We start from the raw sequence: 17,765 nt of genomic DNA, 5'->3' as shown, positions 1-17,765 counted from the left end.
ACATGAACAATAAGGGCGCCAGCCTGACCCCGGCTCAGGCACTGGATAAACTGGACGCGCTGTACGAACAGTCGGTTAAATCACTGCGTAGCGCCATTGGTAAGTATATTGAAACAGGGACGCTCCCTGACGTAATCGCCCGCCATAACGGTCTTTTTGTTTACCCATCACTTCGTGTCACCTGGGATGGCAGCGCCACCAATCCTCCGAAAACCCGCGCCTATGGACGTTTTACCCATGCGGGTTGCTATACCACCACCATTACCCGTCCGTCGCTCTTTCGTCCTTATCTTGAAGAACAGCTTACGCTGCTGTATCAGGATTATGATGCGCATATCTCTGTTGAGCCATCGCAGCATGAAATCCCCTATCCCTATGTGATTGACGGTTCAGAACTGACGCTGGATCGCTCGATGAGCGCCGGATTAACGCGCCACTTCCCCACCACTGAATTGTCCCAAATTGGTGACGAAACAGCAGACGGGATTTTTCATCCGGCGGAATTTTCTCCGCTGTCTCACTTCGATGCCCGACGCGTGGATTTTTCGCTGGCGCGACTACGTCATTACACGGGCACGCCGGTTGAACATTTCCAGCCCTTTGTGCTGTTCACCAACTACACCCGCTATGTCGATGAGTTCGTACGCTGGGGCTGCAGCCAGATCCTCGACCCGGACAGCCCGTATATCGCGCTGTCATGCGCGGGCGGGATCTGGATCACCGCCGAAACCGAAGCGCCAGAAGAAGCCATCTCCGACCTCGCCTGGAAGAAGCACCAGATGCCCGCCTGGCATTTAATTACCGCTGATGGTCAGGGGATCACGCTGGTAAATATCGGCGTCGGCCCGTCTAACGCCAAAACTATTTGCGATCATCTCGCCGTATTGCGCCCTGATGTCTGGCTGATGATTGGGCACTGTGGCGGCCTGCGTGAAAGTCAGGCAATTGGCGATTATGTTCTGGCCCACGCTTATTTGCGTGATGACCACGTGCTGAATGCCGTACTCCCACCGGATATCCCGATTCCAAGCATCGCTGAAGTGCAACGCGCGCTGTATGACGCGACCAAAGAGGTCAGCGGCATGCCCGGCGAAGAGGTCAAACAGCGCCTGCGTACCGGTACCGTTGTCACTACCGACGATCGTAACTGGGAATTACGTTACTCCGCCTCTGCGCTGCGCTTTAACCTCAGCCGTGCGGTAGCTATCGATATGGAAAGCGCCACTATCGCCGCCCAGGGCTACCGCTTCCGCGTCCCCTACGGCACATTACTTTGCGTTTCCGACAAACCCTTGCACGGCGAGATCAAACTGCCTGGTCAGGCCAACCGTTTTTATGAAGGCGCCATTTCCGAGCATCTGCAAATAGGTATCCGGGCTATCGATCGTCTTCGTGCCGAAGGCGACCGACTGCACTCCCGTAAATTACGCACATTCAACGAACCGCCGTTCCGTTAAGGCCTGAAGGTAACTATGCACAACTCAACTCCTCTTTCCGCCCTGCGTAACCTGCTGATAGCGCAGGGACTGGACGGTATGATTGTCCCGCGCGCCGACGCTCACCAAAGTGAAGATTGTACGCCGCATGATAATAAGCTGGCCTGGCTGACTGGGTTTAGCGGCTCTGCGGGACTCGCATTGGTCCTGCGCGATCGCGCATTAATGTTTGTCGATGGGCGCTATCAGGTCCAGGTGCGCAATGAAGTCTCGCTGGATGATTTTGAAATTCATCATTTACACGACGAACCGCTGGCCGACTATTTGCAGTGTCACGTTGCAGCGGGCGCGCGTATTGGCTTTGAGCCGCTGTTGATGGTCAACAGCCAGTTTGAAGCGCTGTCGGCGACGCATTGCGAACTGGTGCCTCTGGAGCAAGACCCTTTCGACCAGATATGGCTCGATCGTCCGGCAGCGCCCTGCGGCATCATTCGCGAAATGCCCCTCGACATTAGCGGTGAGAGTAGCGCACAGAAACGTACCCGCGTAGTGGAGAAGCTCAATCAACATCAGGCCGATGTGCTGGCGATTACGCTGCCGGATAACATTGCCTGGCTGCTTAATGTTCGCGGTTCGGATCTCGCGATGGTTCCGGTGCCGTTCTCATTTGCCCTGCTCCATCGCAGCGGCGAACTGGAATGGTTTGTGGATAGCAATAAAACGCAGCAGCTCCCCGCATCGCTGTTGGATACGCTTACGCTGGCCCCGCAAGAGAACTTCCTGGCTCGCTGCCAGCAATTAGCCAATGGCAAGTGCTTCCTGGTCGATAAAGATTACGCTCCGGTGGCGTTGCGTTTTGCCATTGAAGAACATGGCGGCAACGTCCTGTGGGCCCCCGATCCCATCACGTTAATGAAAGCGCACAAAAATGACGTTGAACTGGCAGGCTATCGGGAATGCCATGAACAGGATGGCGCAGCCTGGGTTAACTTCCTCGCATGGCTGGCGCATGAGGTCCCTTTACGCGAAGCGGCAGGCAATCCGATCACCGAACTGGAAGCACAGGCTAAACAGCTGGAGTTTCGCCAACAGCAGCCGGGATTTATCGAGCAGAGCTTCAGCACGATTTCAGCCTCTGCCAGCAATGCTGCGATGTGTCATTATCACTCCAGCGAAAAAACCAATACGCCAATTACCTCGCAGGCCATGTATCTGAATGATTCCGGTGGTCAGTATCATAATGGTACGACGGATACGACGCGTACCCTCGCATTTGGCCCACAGGATCCGCAGCGACGCTTGCACTACACCGCCGTGTTGAAAGGCTTCTTGTCGCTTATTTCACTGCAGTTCCCCAGCGGTACTCAGGGCCATCAACTGGATGCCTTTAGTCGGCGGGCGTTGTGGGATTTGGGACTGGATTTTGATCATGGAACCGGGCACGGCGTAGGCCATCAGTTGCTTATCCATGAACAACCTCATCGCATTGCCAAAAAAGTTAACCCCTGGCCTCTGGTGGCGGGCAATATCATCACCATCGAACCGGGTTATTATCTGGCCGGGCAATATGGGATCCGCATTGAGAATCAGGTGGAGATTATCAACAGCCGTCCGGGCTTCTGCCGCTTCTCGACGCTGACGCTGGTGCCGATTGATTTGAACCTGGTGGAACTTCATCTGCTGAGCGATGCTGAGAAACAGTGGATTGATGATTACCACCAGCAGGTCAGAGAGACGTTGTCCCCACGCGTAAACGCAGAAGCCCGTCCGTGGCTGTTCGCCGCCACTGCGCCCATTCGCGTTCAGGCCAATTAAGGCATTAAAAAAGGCAGCCCGCAGGCTGCCTTAGTTCTCCCCAACTTCTTACTGCTTAGCTGTTACGGATGTACTCATCCATTTCAGTTTTCAGGTTATCGGACTTAGTACCGAAGATCGCCTGAACACCGGAACCAGCAACCACGACGCCCGCCGCACCCAGTTTCTTCAGGCCAGCCTGATCCACTTTGGCAACGTCAGCCACGCTAACACGCAGACGAGTGATGCACGCATCGAGGTTAGTGATGTTTTCTTTACCACCGAATGCAGCAACCAGAGCCGGAGCCATTTCGCCGGACGCACCCGCTTTGCTGTCTTCGGTAGCATCTTCACGACCAGGCGTTTTCAGGTCCAGCGCTTTGATCAACACACGGAAGATGGTGTAGTAAACAATCGCATAACCGATACCGACAATCGGGAACAGCCACAGTTTGCTGCTGTTACCGGACAGAACGATAAAGTCGATCAGACCGTGAGAGAACGATGTTCCGTCACGCATACCCAGCAGGATACAGATCGGGAATGCCAGACCAGCCAGAATCGCGTGGATGATGTACAGGATCGGCGCCACGAACATGAAGGAGAACTCGATCGGCTCGGTAATACCGGTCAGGAACGAGGTCAGCGCCGCGGAGATCATGATACCGCCCACTTTCGCGCGGTTTTCTGGTTTAGCAGAATGCCAGATAGCGATAGCGGCAGCCGGCAAACCGTACATTTTGAACAGGAAGCCACCGGACAGTTTGCCCGCAGTCGGGTCACCCGCCATATAGCGAGGGATATCGCCGTGGAACACCTGGCCCGCAGCGTTGGTGTACTCACCGATCTGCATCTGGAAAGGAACGTTCCAGATATGGTGCAGACCAAACGGCACCAGGCAGCGTTCAATGAAGCCATAGATACCGAACGCCACTACCGGGTTCTGGTATGCAGCCCACTGGGAGAACGTCTGAATAGCAGTACCGATCGGCGGCCAAATGAAGGACAGAACCACGCCTGTGAAGATAGCAGCCAGACCAGAAATAATAGGAACGAAGCGCTTACCCGCAAAGAAGCCGAGATACTCAGGCAATTTGATACGGTAGAAACGGTTGAACATATACGCTGCGATCGCACCGGAGATAATCCCCCCGAGAACACCCGTATCAGCAAGGTGTTTAGCGGCGATCTCTTCAGCAGGTAAATGCAGAACCAGCGGCGCAACAACAGCCATAGTTTTAACCATGATGCCGTAGGCAACAACGGACGCCAGTGCAGATACGCCGTCATTGTTGGTGAAGCCTAACGCAACACCGATGGCAAAGATCAGCGGCATGTTCGCAAAAACAGAACCGCCTGCTTCTGCCATTACGTGCGATACAACGGCTGGCAGCCAGCTGAAGTTAGCGGAACCGACACCCAGCAGGATACCTGCAATCGGGAGTACGGATACCGGCAGCATCAGCGATTTACCGACCTTTTGCAGGTTAGCAAATGCATTCTTAAACATAATTGAGAGTGCTCCTGAGTATTTGTGCTTTTCTACGTTCTCACGCATTGGCAAGGGGGGAGAGCCTCGCCGTGGACAGAGCATCTAAGTGCTCTTTATTTATTACACAGAGTAAAATAATTCAGTCTGTTTTTGTTTGACGGCTATCACAATTCAGTTGTGAATGGCCGCAAAATTCGCACATTCCGATAAAATGAGTTTCTGAATGTGTCTAACTGGTTATTCACCGCCCATTTTGTGGCGGTGAACTTTACTCGCTTTAGTTATTAATTACGAGCTTTAAAAAAAGTCAGTTAACGGACTGATTGCAGGCGAGAAGCATCGATGTGAAACAGGCGGGCAAAGTTATCAGTAGTTGCCTGCGCCAGTTCTTCCACGGCAACACCTTTCACTACGGCCATATACTCCGCAACGTCACGCGTCATGGCAGGTTGGTTCTCTTTTCCACGATGCGGCACCGGCGCAAGGTACGGAGAATCCGTCTCAACTAACAAACGATCCAGAGGAACATAACGGGCAGCATCACGCAGTTGGTCAGCATTACGGAACGTGACGATGCCGGAAAAGGAGATATAAAAGCCGAGATCCAGCAATTTGCCCGCCGTTTCTCTGTCCTCTGTAAAACAGTGTAGTACGCCGCCACAATCCGTCACCTTTTCTTGGCGCAGAATTGATAATGTATCGGCTCGGGCATCACGGGTATGCACGATAACCGGTTTCTGTAACTCGCGGCCAATCTGAATATGGTGGATGAAAGATTCCTGCTGGCGTACCTTCGTTTCCGGCGTGTAAAAATAATCCAGCCCGGTTTCTCCCATCGCTACTACACCGTCTTCGGCGGCAAAACGACGCAGGTCTTCAACATCATAAGTTTCATCCTGATTTAACGGATGCACACCGCAGGAGAAAACCACGTTGTCACGTTGGCCAACCAGTTCACGCATACTGCGGTATCCCGGCAGGGTTGTCGCGACGGCAAGACAAAATTTCACATCGCGCGCGGCCGCTTTCGCCAACACGTCATCCACGTCCTTATGCAGAGATTGATAATCCAGGCCATCAAGATGGCAGTGTGAGTCGACTAAAAACATAATGTCTCTCTCAAAGATGAGGAACAGGCAGTACAGTGCCTGGTTGCAGGTAATGCTCAATACGAAGGATAAGATCGGTTAACACCAGTTCACGGTTTATACCCGTCACGTTCAGCAACTGCTGACGGCAATGACAAACATCACCGAGTATCGCCTGTATCTGGGCGACGGATAACCGCTCTGCGATAGAAGAGATGAGATCCTGAGCATCAGGATTGGTTAAATGGGAAATCCCATAGGGACGCTTTAAAGCATCCGTCAGCAGCGTTGCCTGCCAGTGTAAACGAGCGGCAGCCTGATCGTGGTTGAGCGCCGTTAACAGGATATACCAGTCGCCTGAATGCAGGGTGTTCGCCAGCGCAGCGAGGAAATCTGTGCGGTGCGTCCAGCTTGCGTCCTGCAGTAACGTTAATGCCGCACCCGGCGATCCCGCGCTCAGACGTAATGCGCTCAACAATGCTTCCGGTGACACCGTCACTTCACGGCTAAGCCAGGAGATAGCGTACGACTCTGCCGGTGGTGCAAGGTGATGTAACCGACAGCGGCTACGTAGCGTGGCCAATAAACGTGCAGGCTCTCGACTGGCGAGGAAGAACCAGGTATGCGCCGGAGGCTCTTCCAGCGTTTTCAGCAACGCATTAGCGGCGGCGTCGGTTAACTGGGCGGCATCCGGGATCCACAACACTTTCGCCCCGCCCAGGCGTGAATGCTCGTACAGTTTCTCACTGACTTCGCGTACCGCATCAACCCCGAGCGTGCTTTTGCCTTTTTCCGGCAGCAGCGAATAGTAGTCCGGATGCGTTCCCGCCTGCATCAGCTGACAGCCGCGGCAGTGTCCGCAGCTTTTATGTCCTTCCGGCTGCTGACACATTAAATAGCGACTGAGCGCGTAAATCAGTGCATCGTCGCCCATGCCGGGTAACGCCTGAATCAGTAACGCATGGTGACCACGACCGGCCTGGTAGCTCGCTACCAGTTTTTCAAAATCAGGTCGTAACCATGGGTACCATTTCATGCGCCCTGCTCCTTCACCCACTGGGTAACGGTATTGCGGATATCAGCCATCACAGCCTCCAGCGGCTGCGTAGCGTCGATAGTACGAATGCTGGCGTCTTTGGCAGCCAGCTCAAGATAGCGCGCTCGGGTACGATTAAAGAAATCGAAAGATTCCTGTTCAATACGGTCCAGTTCACCACGCGCACGCGCACGCTTCAATCCGACTTCTGGAGTGACATCCAGATAGAGCGTCAGGTCCGGGCGAAAATTTCCGAGTACCGCATCACGCAGCGTTGCCAGCATATTTTGATCAATGCCGCGGCCACCGCCCTGATACGCCTGGGTCGACAGGTCGTGACGATCGCCAATGACCCATGCGCCTCTCGCCAGAGCAGGTTTAATAACAGTTTCGACCAACTGTACGCGCGCGGCGTAAAACATCAGGACTTCGGCTTTGTCGGTAATGACCTCGTCACCCACCGACTTAATGTCCAGCACCAGACTTCTTAGTTTCTCAGCGAGCTGCGTTCCACCAGGCTCGCGGGTAAAAACCATGTCACGAATACCGAGTTGCTCAAGTGTCTCTACCACCACATTACGCGCAGTGGTTTTTCCGGCGCCTTCCAGGCCCTCGATGACGATATAGTTACTGCCCATTTTTTTCCTTAAGCACTTTCAGGTAATCCTGTACTGACCGGTTATGGCTGACAAGATTGGTGTTAAATGTGTGGCCGCCTTTACCATCTGCCACGAAATAGAGATACGGCGTTTTTGCCGGATGTGCGGCAGCCTGCAACGAGGCCTCTCCCGGCATGGCAATCGGGCCAGGCGGCAGCCCGGTGATGGTGTAGGTGTTATAGGCGGTTGGCGTTTCTAAATCCACACGCGATAATTTGCCATTATACCGTGTCCCCATCCCGTAAATCACCGTCGGATCGGTTTGTAAACGCATGCCAATACGTAAGCGGTTAATAAAGACCGATGCCACCTGGTCACGCTCGCTAGCAACCGCGGTTTCTTTTTCAATAATCGAGGCCATTGTCACTAGCTGATTTTTATCCTGATAAGGCAAGCCATCAGCGCGCCCTTCCCAGACGGTATCCACCGCTTTAACCATCTTTTGATGCGCACGTTTTAGCAGTGCTACGTCGGTCGTATTAGCGGTATACATCCAGGTATCGGGCCAGAACCAGCCTTCCACCCACTGCGGGTTTTCCAGCTTCAGCGCCTGAGCGACAGTCTCGTAGTTATCGTCACTCAGCGTATGTTTGATATAGGGCGCATCGCGCAGTTGTTTGAGGTAATCACTCAGGCGCATCCCTTCCACCAGACGTAACGGGAACTGCGCCTCTTTACCGCTTTCCAGCAGTAGCAGCATCTCTCGCACCGTCATGTCGGGCGTCAGGCGATAGGTACCCGCCTTAAAATGCGACAGCTCAGGCTCCACACGCAGCAGCCACTGGAACACGCGCGGACGATTGATAACCTTATCCACATACAGCTGTTCACCGAGAGCCAGACGGCCTGTACCCGCTTTCAGCGTAAAAATGGTCTCTTCTTTAATCAATAACTTACTGTCCGCCAGATGGCGAACTTTCCACATTCCCACTCCCGCGGCAATGCCCAGCACAACCAGCAATAACAGGACAACGAGTAACAGTTTTTTCATGACTAATTCGGGTGCTCACAAAGTGGGGCTAAAAAATCGAATAATAAACGTGAAGACAACAACGTGCCGCCACAGGTCCGCACGGGAATAACCGGCATTAATGCGTTACAGACGACGATTTCATCGGCTTGCATAATCTCCTCCAACCCGGCATACACTTCGACAAGACTGAACGGTGATTGTGCCAGCATACGGATACAGAATTGTCGCATAATGCCGTTCACTCCGGCCTGATCCAACCGGGGAGTGTAAACCACGTTCCTGTTACGCCAGAACAAATTAGCCGCACAGCATTCCGTAACCCATCCCTCGCTGTCAAGAACCAGCGCTTCATCGGCATCCGTCTGCTCAAGATGAGAGCGAATCAATACCTGCTCCAGGCGATTCAGATGCTTAAGTCCGGCAAGCAGCGGATTACGGCCCAGACGCACTGGACTCAACGCCAGCGTAATCCCTTCATGGCGCCAACGATCGTAATGTTCGGGCCAGGCTGAAACAGAGAGAATACGGGTGGCATTGTGACAATTTGCGCCGCTGTAGCCCCGACCGCCGCTACCGCGGCTAATAATGACTTTCAATACGCCACGCGCGTGTCCTTGCGCCAGCATTTTCATTTCATCTTGCAGCTCTGACCATTGTTCGAAAGAGATCAGCAACTTTTGGCAAGCGTCTTGTAAACGCGCAAGATGCGCTGCAAAGAGGCAAATTTCACCGTCGATAATTCGCGCGGTAGTAAAACAACCATCACCAAATTGAGTCGCTCGATCGCTTGCGGCCAGCAGATTTTGCTCGCGGCCATTAATTAAGAACATGGAGGCTCCTTATATCTGGTCCGCTAGTTTGGCAGGATGAGTAACACAGGACAAGGGCGAAAAACCGAATAAAAAAAGGCCCGACAAGCGGACCTTTTCAGTTTTATTTCGATGCTAACGCATCACCTGACGGGACTTAAATCTTTTTAAAGATCAAAGAACCGTTGGTACCACCGAAGCCGAAGGAGTTACACAGAGCATATTCCAAACCACTCACCTGACGCGCTTCGTGAGGAACGAAGTCCAGGTCACAACCTTCATCCGGGTTATCCAGGTTGATGGTTGGCGGAATAGCCTGATCGCGCAGCGCCAGGATAGAGAAAATAGACTCTACCGCGCCCGCAGCGCCTAACAGGTGCCCGGTCATGGATTTGGTTGAGCTTACCATCACACGGCTCGCTGCATCGCCAAAGACAGATTTCACTGCCTGGGTTTCAGCTTTATCGCCTGCAGGAGTAGACGTACCATGCGCGTTGACATAGCCGATCTGACCCGCTTCGATAGCCGCATCACGCAGTGCGTTGACCATTGCCAGCGCAGCGCCTGCACCGTTTTCCGGTGGTGACGTCATGTGGTAAGCATCGCTGCTCATACCAAAGCCAACGACTTCAGCATAGATTTTTGCGCCGCGCGCTTTCGCATGCTCGTACTCTTCCAGTACCACCATGCCTGCGCCGTCGCCCAGCACAAAGCCATCACGCTCTTTATCCCATGGGCGGCTTGCCGCTTGCGGGTTATCATTACGCGTAGACAGCGCACGTGCTGCGCCAAAGCCACCCACGCCCAGCGGGGTACTGGCTTTTTCAGCACCACCCGCAACCATCGCGTCTGCATCACCGTATGCAATGATACGTGCGGCATGACCGATGTTATGTACGCCTGAAGTACAGGCAGTCGCGATGGAGATGCTTGGCCCTTGCAGGCCGTACATGATAGTCAGGTGACCTGCCACCATGTTAACAATCGTCGACGGAACGAAGAACGGGCTGATCTTACGTGGTCCACCGTTTACCAAAGAGGTATGGTTTTCTTCGATCAGACCGAGGCCGCCAATACCGGAGCCAATAGCGGCGCCAATACGGTGGGCGTTCTCTTCCGTAATTTCGAGGCCAGAATCCTGCATGGCCTGAACGCCAGCGACAATTCCATATTGAATGAAAGCATCCATCTTGCGCTGTTCTTTGCGCGAGATAATGTCTTCACAGTTAAAATCCTTTACTAAGCCAGCAAATTTCGTTGCATAGGCGCTAGTATCGAAATGGTCGATCAGGCTGATGCCACTCTGACCGGCAAGGAGAGCTTTCCAGGTAGACTCTACGGTATTGCCGACAGGAGACAACATGCCCAGTCCGGTCACAACTACACGACGCTTAGACACGGTTGTCCTCCAGGGAGGGAAAATAATTCAAGTGGGATAAAAAGATAAAACTCAGGCGGTCGAATGACCGCCTGGAGATGTTCACTTACGCCTGGTGGCCGTTGATGTAATCAATGGCAGCCTGAACGGTAGTGATTTTCTCAGCTTCTTCGTCCGGAATCTCAGTATCAAACTCTTCTTCCAGAGCCATTACCAGCTCAACGGTGTCAAGAGAATCTGCGCCCAGGTCTTCAACGAAGGAAGCATTGTTGGTAACTTCTTCCTGCTTAACGCCCAGCTGTTCGCCGATAATTTTCTTAACGCGTTCTTCGATAGTGCTCATACTCTTAAATTTCCTATCAAAACTCGCTTTCGCGATGGTTTTCGTAGTGTATAAAATGTTGAAAAATTTGCAACTAAATCCCGGCAGGTCTTACCACGATTTTACGTTATTTTGAGGCCATTCCCACTAATAACGCAAATATTTTTCAATCGTGGTTAAACCATGTACATCCCGCCGTTGACGTGCAAAGTCTCACCTGTGATGTAACTTGCTTCGTCAGAAGCTAAAAATGCAACCGCACTGGCGATTTCCTGAGCGCCACCAAGGCGACCCGCAGGAACCTGCGCCAGGATACCCGCACGCTGATCGTCAGACAGCGCACGCGTCATGTCCGTTTCAATAAAGCCCGGAGCAACAACGTTTACAGTAATACCACGGGACGCAACTTCGCGCGCCAGTGATTTACTGAAGCCGATCAGACCTGCTTTCGCCGCAGCGTAGTTAGCCTGACCCGCATTTCCCATGGTACCAACCACAGAACCGATAGTGATAATACGCCCATGACGCTTTTTCATCATAGCTCGCATTACCGCTTTTGACAGACGGAAAACAGATGACAGGTTGGTTTCGATGATATCGTTCCACTCGTCATCTTTCATGCGCATTAACAGGTTATCACGAGTAATCCCGGCATTATTGACCAGAATATCGACTTCACCAAATTCTGCGCGAATATTTTCCAGAACAGATTCGATAGATGCCGGATCGGTCACATTCAACATCAGACCTTTACCATTTGCACCTAAGTAATCGCTAATGGCCTGCGCGCCGTTTTCACTGGTTGCAGTACCGATAACTTTCGCGCCACGGGCAACGAGTGTCTCAGCAATTGCGCGGCCAATTCCACGGCTTGCACCGGTTACCAGCGCGATTTTTCCTTCAAAATTCATGGGCTTCCTCTTTTATTGCTCTAGCGCCGCAGACAGCGCTGTCGGCTCATTCAGTGCCGAAGCGGTCAGGGTGTCAACAATACGTTTCGTCAAACCGGTGAGAACTTTACCTGGCCCCACTTCATACAGGTGCTCTACGCCCTGCGATGCCATAAATTCAACGGTTTTGGTCCACTGAACCGGGCTGTACAGTTGACGAACCAGCGCATCGCGAATCGCGTCTGCGGTAGTTTCACACTTCACGTCGACGTTGTTCACAACTGGAACAGTCGGCGCGTTGAAAGTGATTTTTTGCAATTCAACGGCCAGTTTCTCAGCGGCAGGCTTCATCAGCGCGCAGTGAGAAGGCACGCTGACCGGCAACGGCAGCGCACGCTTGGCGCCAGCGGCTTTACAGGCAGCCCCTGCACGTTCTACGGCTTCTTTATGCCCGGCGATAACCACCTGGCCCGGCGAGTTGAAGTTAACCGGAGAAACGACCTGCCCTTCGGCAGACTCTTCACACGCTTTAGCGATAGATGCATCGTCCAGACCAATAATCGCAGACATGCCGCCAGTACCTTCCGGTACGGCTTCCTGCATGAATTTGCCGCGCAGTTCAACCAGACGGACGGCATCGGCAAAACCCATTACGCCCGCACATACCAGCGCAGAGTATTCGCCCAGGCTGTGACCTGCCATCAGCGCAGGTGTTTTACCCCCCTGCTGCTGCCATACGCGATACAGTGCGACAGATGCAGCCAATAGCGCTGGCTGCGTCTGCCAGGTTTTATTCAGTTCTTCTGCCGGACCTTGCTGAGTCAGCGCCCACAGATCATAGCCCAGCGCAGCTGATGCTTCAGCAAAAGTTTCTTCAACAATTGGGTAGCTTGCTGCCATTTCAGACAACATCCCAACGGTCTGGGAACCCTGCCCCGGAAACACAAATGCAAATTGCGTCATGTTAAAATCCTTATACTAGAAACGAACCAGCGCGGAGCCCCAGGTGAATCCACCCCCGAAGGCTTCAAGCAATATCAACTGCCCGGCTTTGATACGCCCGTCGCGGACGGCTTCGTCCAGTGCGCACGGTACGGAAGCCGCGGACGTATTGCCATGTCTGTCCAGTGTAACGACGACATTATCCATCGACATGCCCAGCTTTTTCGCTGTCGCGCTGATAATGCGCAGGTTTGCCTGATGCGGCACCAGCCAGTCCAGCGCAGAACGGTCGAGATTATTGGCTTCCAGCGTTTCATCAACGATGTGGGCAAGCTCGGTCACCGCGACTTTAAATACTTCGTTACCCGCCATCGTCAGATGAATCGGGTTATCCGGATTTACGCGATCGGCGTTAGGCAGCGTCAACAACTCACCGTAGCGACCATCAGCGTGCAGATGCGTGGAGAGAATACCCGGCTCTTCGGATGCGCTCAGCACCACCGCGCCCGCGCCGTCACCAAAGATAATGATCGTTCCACGATCGGTTGGATCACAGGTACGAGCCAGGACATCAGACCCCACGACCAGCGCATGCTTCACTGCGCCAGATTTAACGTACTGGTCAGCAACACTCAGGGCATAGGTAAAACCCGCACAAGCGGCCGCAACGTCAAACGCCGGACAGCCTTTGATCCCCAGCATACTTTGGATCTGGCATGCCGCGCTTGGAAATGCGTGTGTGGATGATGTGGTGGCAACCACAATCAGACCAATTTCTTCTTTGTCGATGCCCGCCATTTCCAGTGCACGGTTTGCGGCGGCAAAGCCCATCGTCGCAACTGTTTCATTTGGCGCTGCAATGTGGCGTTCACGGATACCTGTACGAGTGACGATCCACTCATCAGATGTCTCGACCATTTTTTCCAAATCGGCGTTAGTACGCACTTGTTCAGGCAGATAGCTGCCGGTACCAATAATCTTCGTATACATGTACGCTCAGTCACTTTTTGGTTATATACCGCCACGAGCAAAACGCCGGTACGCTGGCAGCATTCACAAACGCACTGTTATCTGTGCGCCCGTGAGTTTGCGCTTTCGCCATCGTCCAGCAGTTCGAATCCAGCTGGGTATACAGATTCCAGGCGAGCGGCAATTCGCTGAGGAACTTGTCGCTGCACCGCCTGCACTGCCTGTTCAATCGCGACCTCAAATGCTCGCTGATTAGCCGCACCATGACTCTTAATCACCGTGCCGCGCAATCCTAACAGACAGGCGCCATTATACTGGTCGGGGTTGAGGTGACTAAATCGCCTTGTCAGGCTTTTTTGTAACCAACGTTTTAATAAAAGCAGCCACCACGACCGTTTTTTGCTCTCACCCTGAGATTTCAGCAGTGAAAGGAACATTCTGACAACACCTTCCATCGTCTTTAATGTGACATTGCCGGTAAAACCGTCACAGACCAGCACATCGGTTTTGCCAGTCAGTAACTCATTGGCTTCAAGATAGCCTATATAGTTAATGGAAGGGATTGTTTTTAGCACTGCAGAAGCATCCCGAATACTGTCGAGACCTTTAGTTTCTTCTTCGCCGATATTGAGCAACGCAACGCGAGGATTAGCAATCCCAACGACTTCTTCTGCCAGTACGGAGCCCATGACGGCAAATTGCACCAACATCGTACTATCACAATCCACGTTAGCGCCTAAATCCAGCACCACCGTTTTGCCCTTTTGTTGATGCGGTAAAACCGTCACCAGCGCAGGACGCTCAATACCCTCAAGAGGTTTGAGCAATAACTTCGCAAGTCCCATTAGCGCGCCCGTATTACCGGCGCTCACACAGGCTTGCGCTCGACCTTCTTTCACGAGCTCCAGGGCAACACGCATTGAGCTTCCACGACTGGCGCGAACAGCTTGCGAGGGCCGGGCATCACTGGCAATAACTGACTGAGCAGGGATAATCTGCAGACGTGAACGTTGTTCGAAGTCAGCTTTGGCAAGTAATGGCGTGATTGTATCGGGATCCCCGACTAAAAGAAGTGTGAGTTGCGAATTAGAATTCAGTGCCTGCAATGCTGCAGGCACTGTCACGGTAGGGCCAAAATCTCCCCCCATGACATCTAACGCCAGGGTTAGACGTGTCAAGGTATCGTCGCTGCCCGGTTAGGTGTTTCCCCAGTTACCCGGGGAAAGCCTCACTAAGCTTCATCACGCTTGCGCTCTCTGTCTTTCTCACCGAAGCGGGAAATCCATTGAGTCATGCGTGATTACTTAGCGATTACCTTACGGCCACGGTAGAAACCGTCGGCAGTGATGTGGTGACGCAGGTGTTGTTCACCAGAAGTTTTGTCTACAGACAGGCTGGTGACTGCGGTCAGAGCGTCATGAGAACGACGCATGCCACGTTTGGAACGGGTTGGTTTATTCTGTTGTACGGCCATGGACCTTACTCCTCAATTACTTACGCTTTAAGCTGGCTAATACGGCAAATGGGTTTGGTTTTTGCGCTTCATCAGGCAATTCACCAAAGACCATGTCCGCCTCGGACACTTCACAGTGTTCAGAATCATGCACCGGAACTACCGGCAAGGAGAGGATAATCTCATCTTCAACCATTGCAAGCAGATCGATTTCACCGAACTCGTTAACCTCAATCGGCTCATACGCTTCCGGGAGTGCTTCAGCCTGCTCGTCAGAACGGACAGGACTAAAACAATATGTTGTGTGAACATGAAGTGGGAACGGTTTCCCGCAACGCTGACATTCGAGCGTAACCGACACTTTTGCATCGCCGGTTATAACGGCAAGGCGCTGGTTATCGATAGCGAACGACATGGAGCATTCCACATCACTGTCCACACTGACTACAGAATCGGCGACGCGCTCAACCAGATCAGAAGTATAGATACCTTCATAATCGAGGCGTTTTTGAGCCGTACGAACCGGATCAAGAGTCAGGGGTAATTTTACCTTTTGCATAGGGCGCGCATATTAACTTTGTAACGTCATATAGTCAAAGAAAAAGGCAGCCTGAGGTTGCCTTTTGCCAATAATTCGCACACATTGCGGGTCATCGACTTAAAATCGCTCAAGACAAGCCAATACAGCCAGCTTGTAGGACGAAGTCCATAGTTTAAAATGGCTCTCATCAATACGCTATATGCGAGGGGAAAAATATGCCTCAACTTATACTTGCCTCGACCTCTCCCTGGCGTCGCGCTTTACTTGAAAAACTGGCAATTCCGTTCGAATGCGCGGCTCCCGAGGTGGATGAAACGCCGTTACCCGGCGAAGCGCCACGCCATTTAGTCTCGCGACTGGCGCAACAAAAAGCGCAATCTCTCGCTCACCGTTATCCAGCGCATCTGATTATTGGCTCCGATCAAATTTGTGTTCTTGATGGTGAAATAACCGGCAAACCATTAACAGAAGAAAATGCGCGCCAACAATTACTCAAAGCCCGTGGCAATATTGTGACGTTTTACACCGGACTGGCGCTTTATAATTCAGCTACCGGACATTTACAAACTGAGGTCGAGCCGTTCGATGTTCATTTTCGGCATTTAAGCGAAGCGGAAATTGATGATTACCTGCGCAAAGAACGCCCGCTACATTGTGCCGGTAGTTTTAAAAGTGAAGGGTTAGGTATTGCTCTCTTTGAGCGTCTTGAGGGCCGCGATCCAAATACGCTGATCGGCCTGCCGCTGATCGCATTGTGTCAAATGCTGCGCCGGGAAGAGATGAACCCGCTGAACGCCTAGTTAATCTGCCTGATGGCGACGCGATGCGTCTTGTCAGGCCTACAGCGCATAACGCGATTGTAGGCCTGATAAGCAACGCGCATCAGGCTTTGCTGCGTAACACCTCAAGGCAGCGCTTCAACTGCTTATCCAGCGGCGCTTCAACACGCATCACTTCGCCCGTCCCCGGATGGGTGAATTTTAACGCCGCAGCGTGAAGGAACAGCCTGTTCAGTCCAGTATCCGCGAGTTGCTTATCGAACTCGCGGTCGCCATAGCGATCGTCAAAGGCGATCGGATGCCCGGCATATTGGGTATGCACACGAATCTGGTGCGTACGCCCTGTCACCGGACTACAGCGCACGAGCGTGGCAAACGCATAGCGCTCCTCCACCTTAAAGCGTGTTTCCGACGGCTTGCCTTCCTGATTCACCCGCACGATACGCTCGCCGCTTTGCAGAATATTCTTCAACAGCGGCGCCTGCACGGTTTTGACATGCGACTGCCACTGGCCTCTCACCAGCGCCAGATAGTCTTTCTGCATCCCTTTTTCACGCAACTGCTCATGCAACGAACGTAAGGCTGAGCGTTTTTTCGCCACCAGCAGCACACCGGAGGTATCGCGGTCCAGGCGATGCACCAGTTCGAGGAAACGCGCTTCCGGACGTAACGCGCGTAAGCCTTCAATAACACCAAAGCTTAATCCGCTTCCGCCATGTACGGCCGTTCCTGAAGGTTTGTTAAGCACCAGAATATGATCATCTTCATACAAAATGACATCAGTCAGCGCCGCAACCTTCTGCAGATTTGGGGAAATAGCCTCTTCTTCACGTTCGGCGACACGCACAGGTGGAATACGCACGATGTCCCCATCTTCGAGTTTGTACTCGGGTTTAATGCGTTTTTTATTCACCCGCACTTCGCCTTTACGCAAAATGCGATAAATCATACTTTTCGGCACACCCTTGAGTTGAGTACGCAAAAAGTTGTCGATGCGTTGCCCTGCTTCGTCGGCAGTAATGGCAACTGTTTTTACGGCTGGAGTCTCTGTTTTCATGGGGGCCGATTTTAAATAGCCATCAAGATTCGCGCCACACATTTTTCTATGCTTATATTAACTGCTATACCCTATTACTTAAGTTTGACATAGCCGATTTGGTGGTTATTAAACCAATCACTACGCGGAAGTGAAAAAACTGTGAGT

At 52.6% G+C, this 17,765-nt stretch carries 18 protein-coding genes; 3 read left to right on the top strand and 15 right to left on the bottom strand.

Annotation, left to right across the window (positions count from 1 at the left end):
* Nucleotides 1-2 precede the first annotated feature (2 nt).
* Nucleotides 3-1,457: an AMP nucleosidase gene (locus FHD02_RS10220; RefSeq protein WP_220393849.1), complete on the top strand. Its 1,455-nt coding sequence runs from the start codon at nucleotides 3-5 to the stop codon at nucleotides 1,455-1,457.
* A 15-nt stretch (nucleotides 1,458-1,472) separates the two neighbouring features.
* On the top strand, nucleotides 1,473-3,251 hold the full coding sequence (locus FHD02_RS10215; RefSeq protein WP_220393848.1) for an aminopeptidase P family protein: 1,779 nt from the start codon (nucleotides 1,473-1,475) through the stop codon (nucleotides 3,249-3,251).
* Nucleotides 3,252-3,306: 55 nt separating this feature from the next.
* Here the strand turns inward: FHD02_RS10215 and ptsG are convergent, their stop codons facing one another.
* From ptsG to yceD, 14 genes are all read right to left on the bottom strand, one after another.
* Nucleotides 3,307-4,740, bottom strand: coding sequence for a PTS glucose transporter subunit IIBC (gene ptsG / locus FHD02_RS10210; RefSeq protein WP_003036277.1), 1,434 nt, complete (start codon nucleotides 4,738-4,740; stop codon nucleotides 3,307-3,309).
* A 293-nt stretch (nucleotides 4,741-5,033) separates the two neighbouring features.
* Entirely contained in the window at nucleotides 5,034-5,831 is a 798-nt protein-coding gene (locus FHD02_RS10205; protein ID WP_061381762.1) for a metal-dependent hydrolase, read from the bottom strand.
* A gap of 10 nt (nucleotides 5,832-5,841) precedes the next feature.
* Nucleotides 5,842-6,846: a DNA polymerase III subunit delta' gene (holB, locus tag FHD02_RS10200; protein WP_220393847.1), complete on the bottom strand. Its 1,005-nt coding sequence runs from the start codon at nucleotides 6,844-6,846 to the stop codon at nucleotides 5,842-5,844.
* On the bottom strand, nucleotides 6,843-7,484 hold the full coding sequence (tmk, locus tag FHD02_RS10195) for a dTMP kinase (protein ID WP_042309174.1): 642 nt from the start codon (nucleotides 7,482-7,484) through the stop codon (nucleotides 6,843-6,845). The genes holB and tmk overlap by 4 nt, the downstream gene beginning before the upstream one ends.
* Nucleotides 7,474-8,496 carry a cell division protein YceG gene (gene yceG, locus FHD02_RS10190; RefSeq protein ID WP_042309177.1) on the bottom strand — a complete coding sequence of 341 codons (1,023 nt, stop codon included), beginning with the start codon at nucleotides 8,494-8,496 and terminating at the stop codon, nucleotides 7,474-7,476. The genes tmk and yceG overlap by 11 nt, the downstream gene beginning before the upstream one ends.
* Nucleotides 8,497-8,498: 2 nt before the next feature.
* Nucleotides 8,499-9,308 carry an aminodeoxychorismate lyase gene (gene pabC / locus FHD02_RS10185; protein WP_220393846.1) on the bottom strand — a complete coding sequence of 270 codons (810 nt, stop codon included), beginning with the start codon at nucleotides 9,306-9,308 and terminating at the stop codon, nucleotides 8,499-8,501.
* A 136-nt stretch (nucleotides 9,309-9,444) separates the two neighbouring features.
* Nucleotides 9,445-10,686: a beta-ketoacyl-ACP synthase II gene (gene fabF / locus FHD02_RS10180; protein WP_003036260.1), complete on the bottom strand. Its 1,242-nt coding sequence runs from the start codon at nucleotides 10,684-10,686 to the stop codon at nucleotides 9,445-9,447.
* Nucleotides 10,687-10,771: 85 nt separating this feature from the next.
* Nucleotides 10,772-11,008: an acyl carrier protein gene (gene acpP, locus FHD02_RS10175; protein ID WP_000103754.1), complete on the bottom strand. Its 237-nt coding sequence runs from the start codon at nucleotides 11,006-11,008 to the stop codon at nucleotides 10,772-10,774.
* Between the two features lie 155 nt (nucleotides 11,009-11,163).
* Nucleotides 11,164-11,898: a 3-oxoacyl-ACP reductase FabG gene (fabG, locus tag FHD02_RS10170; RefSeq protein WP_042309180.1), complete on the bottom strand. Its 735-nt coding sequence runs from the start codon at nucleotides 11,896-11,898 to the stop codon at nucleotides 11,164-11,166.
* 12 nt (nucleotides 11,899-11,910) lie between these two features.
* Nucleotides 11,911-12,840, bottom strand: coding sequence for an ACP S-malonyltransferase (gene fabD / locus FHD02_RS10165; protein WP_042309182.1), 930 nt, complete (start codon nucleotides 12,838-12,840; stop codon nucleotides 11,911-11,913).
* A gap of 15 nt (nucleotides 12,841-12,855) precedes the next feature.
* On the bottom strand, nucleotides 12,856-13,809 hold the full coding sequence (locus tag FHD02_RS10160; protein WP_006685075.1) for a beta-ketoacyl-ACP synthase III: 954 nt from the start codon (nucleotides 13,807-13,809) through the stop codon (nucleotides 12,856-12,858).
* Between the two features lie 77 nt (nucleotides 13,810-13,886).
* Complete coding sequence (gene plsX, locus FHD02_RS10155; protein WP_137361028.1) at nucleotides 13,887-14,966, bottom strand: phosphate acyltransferase PlsX; 1,080 nt, start codon at nucleotides 14,964-14,966, stop codon at nucleotides 13,887-13,889.
* A gap of 122 nt (nucleotides 14,967-15,088) precedes the next feature.
* Nucleotides 15,089-15,262: a 50S ribosomal protein L32 gene (gene rpmF, locus FHD02_RS10150; protein ID WP_003036242.1), complete on the bottom strand. Its 174-nt coding sequence runs from the start codon at nucleotides 15,260-15,262 to the stop codon at nucleotides 15,089-15,091.
* 16 nt (nucleotides 15,263-15,278) lie between these two features.
* Nucleotides 15,279-15,800 (bottom strand): 23S rRNA accumulation protein YceD, encoded by a 522-nt coding sequence (gene yceD, locus FHD02_RS10145; RefSeq protein WP_003036239.1) that lies wholly within the window; start codon nucleotides 15,798-15,800, stop codon nucleotides 15,279-15,281.
* 197 nt (nucleotides 15,801-15,997) lie between these two features.
* On the opposite strand from yceD, the gene FHD02_RS10140 reads away from it, so the two are divergent.
* On the top strand, nucleotides 15,998-16,582 hold the full coding sequence (locus FHD02_RS10140; RefSeq protein ID WP_042309189.1) for a nucleoside triphosphate pyrophosphatase: 585 nt from the start codon (nucleotides 15,998-16,000) through the stop codon (nucleotides 16,580-16,582).
* Between the two features lie 82 nt (nucleotides 16,583-16,664).
* On the opposite strand, the gene rluC is transcribed toward FHD02_RS10140, so the two are convergent.
* Nucleotides 16,665-17,618, bottom strand: a complete 954-nt coding sequence (gene rluC / locus FHD02_RS10135; protein ID WP_169742015.1) for a 23S rRNA pseudouridine(955/2504/2580) synthase RluC — start codon at nucleotides 17,616-17,618, stop codon at nucleotides 16,665-16,667.
* Between the last annotated feature and the right edge of the window lie 147 nt (nucleotides 17,619-17,765).

The sequence above is a fragment of the Citrobacter sp. EC_71 genome (assembly GCF_019584005.1).
GTDB classification, from domain to species: Bacteria; Pseudomonadota; Gammaproteobacteria; order Enterobacterales; family Enterobacteriaceae; genus Citrobacter; species Citrobacter werkmanii.
Note: the sequence above shows the minus strand (reverse complement) of the source record. Positions and strands in the feature narration are given on the sequence as shown.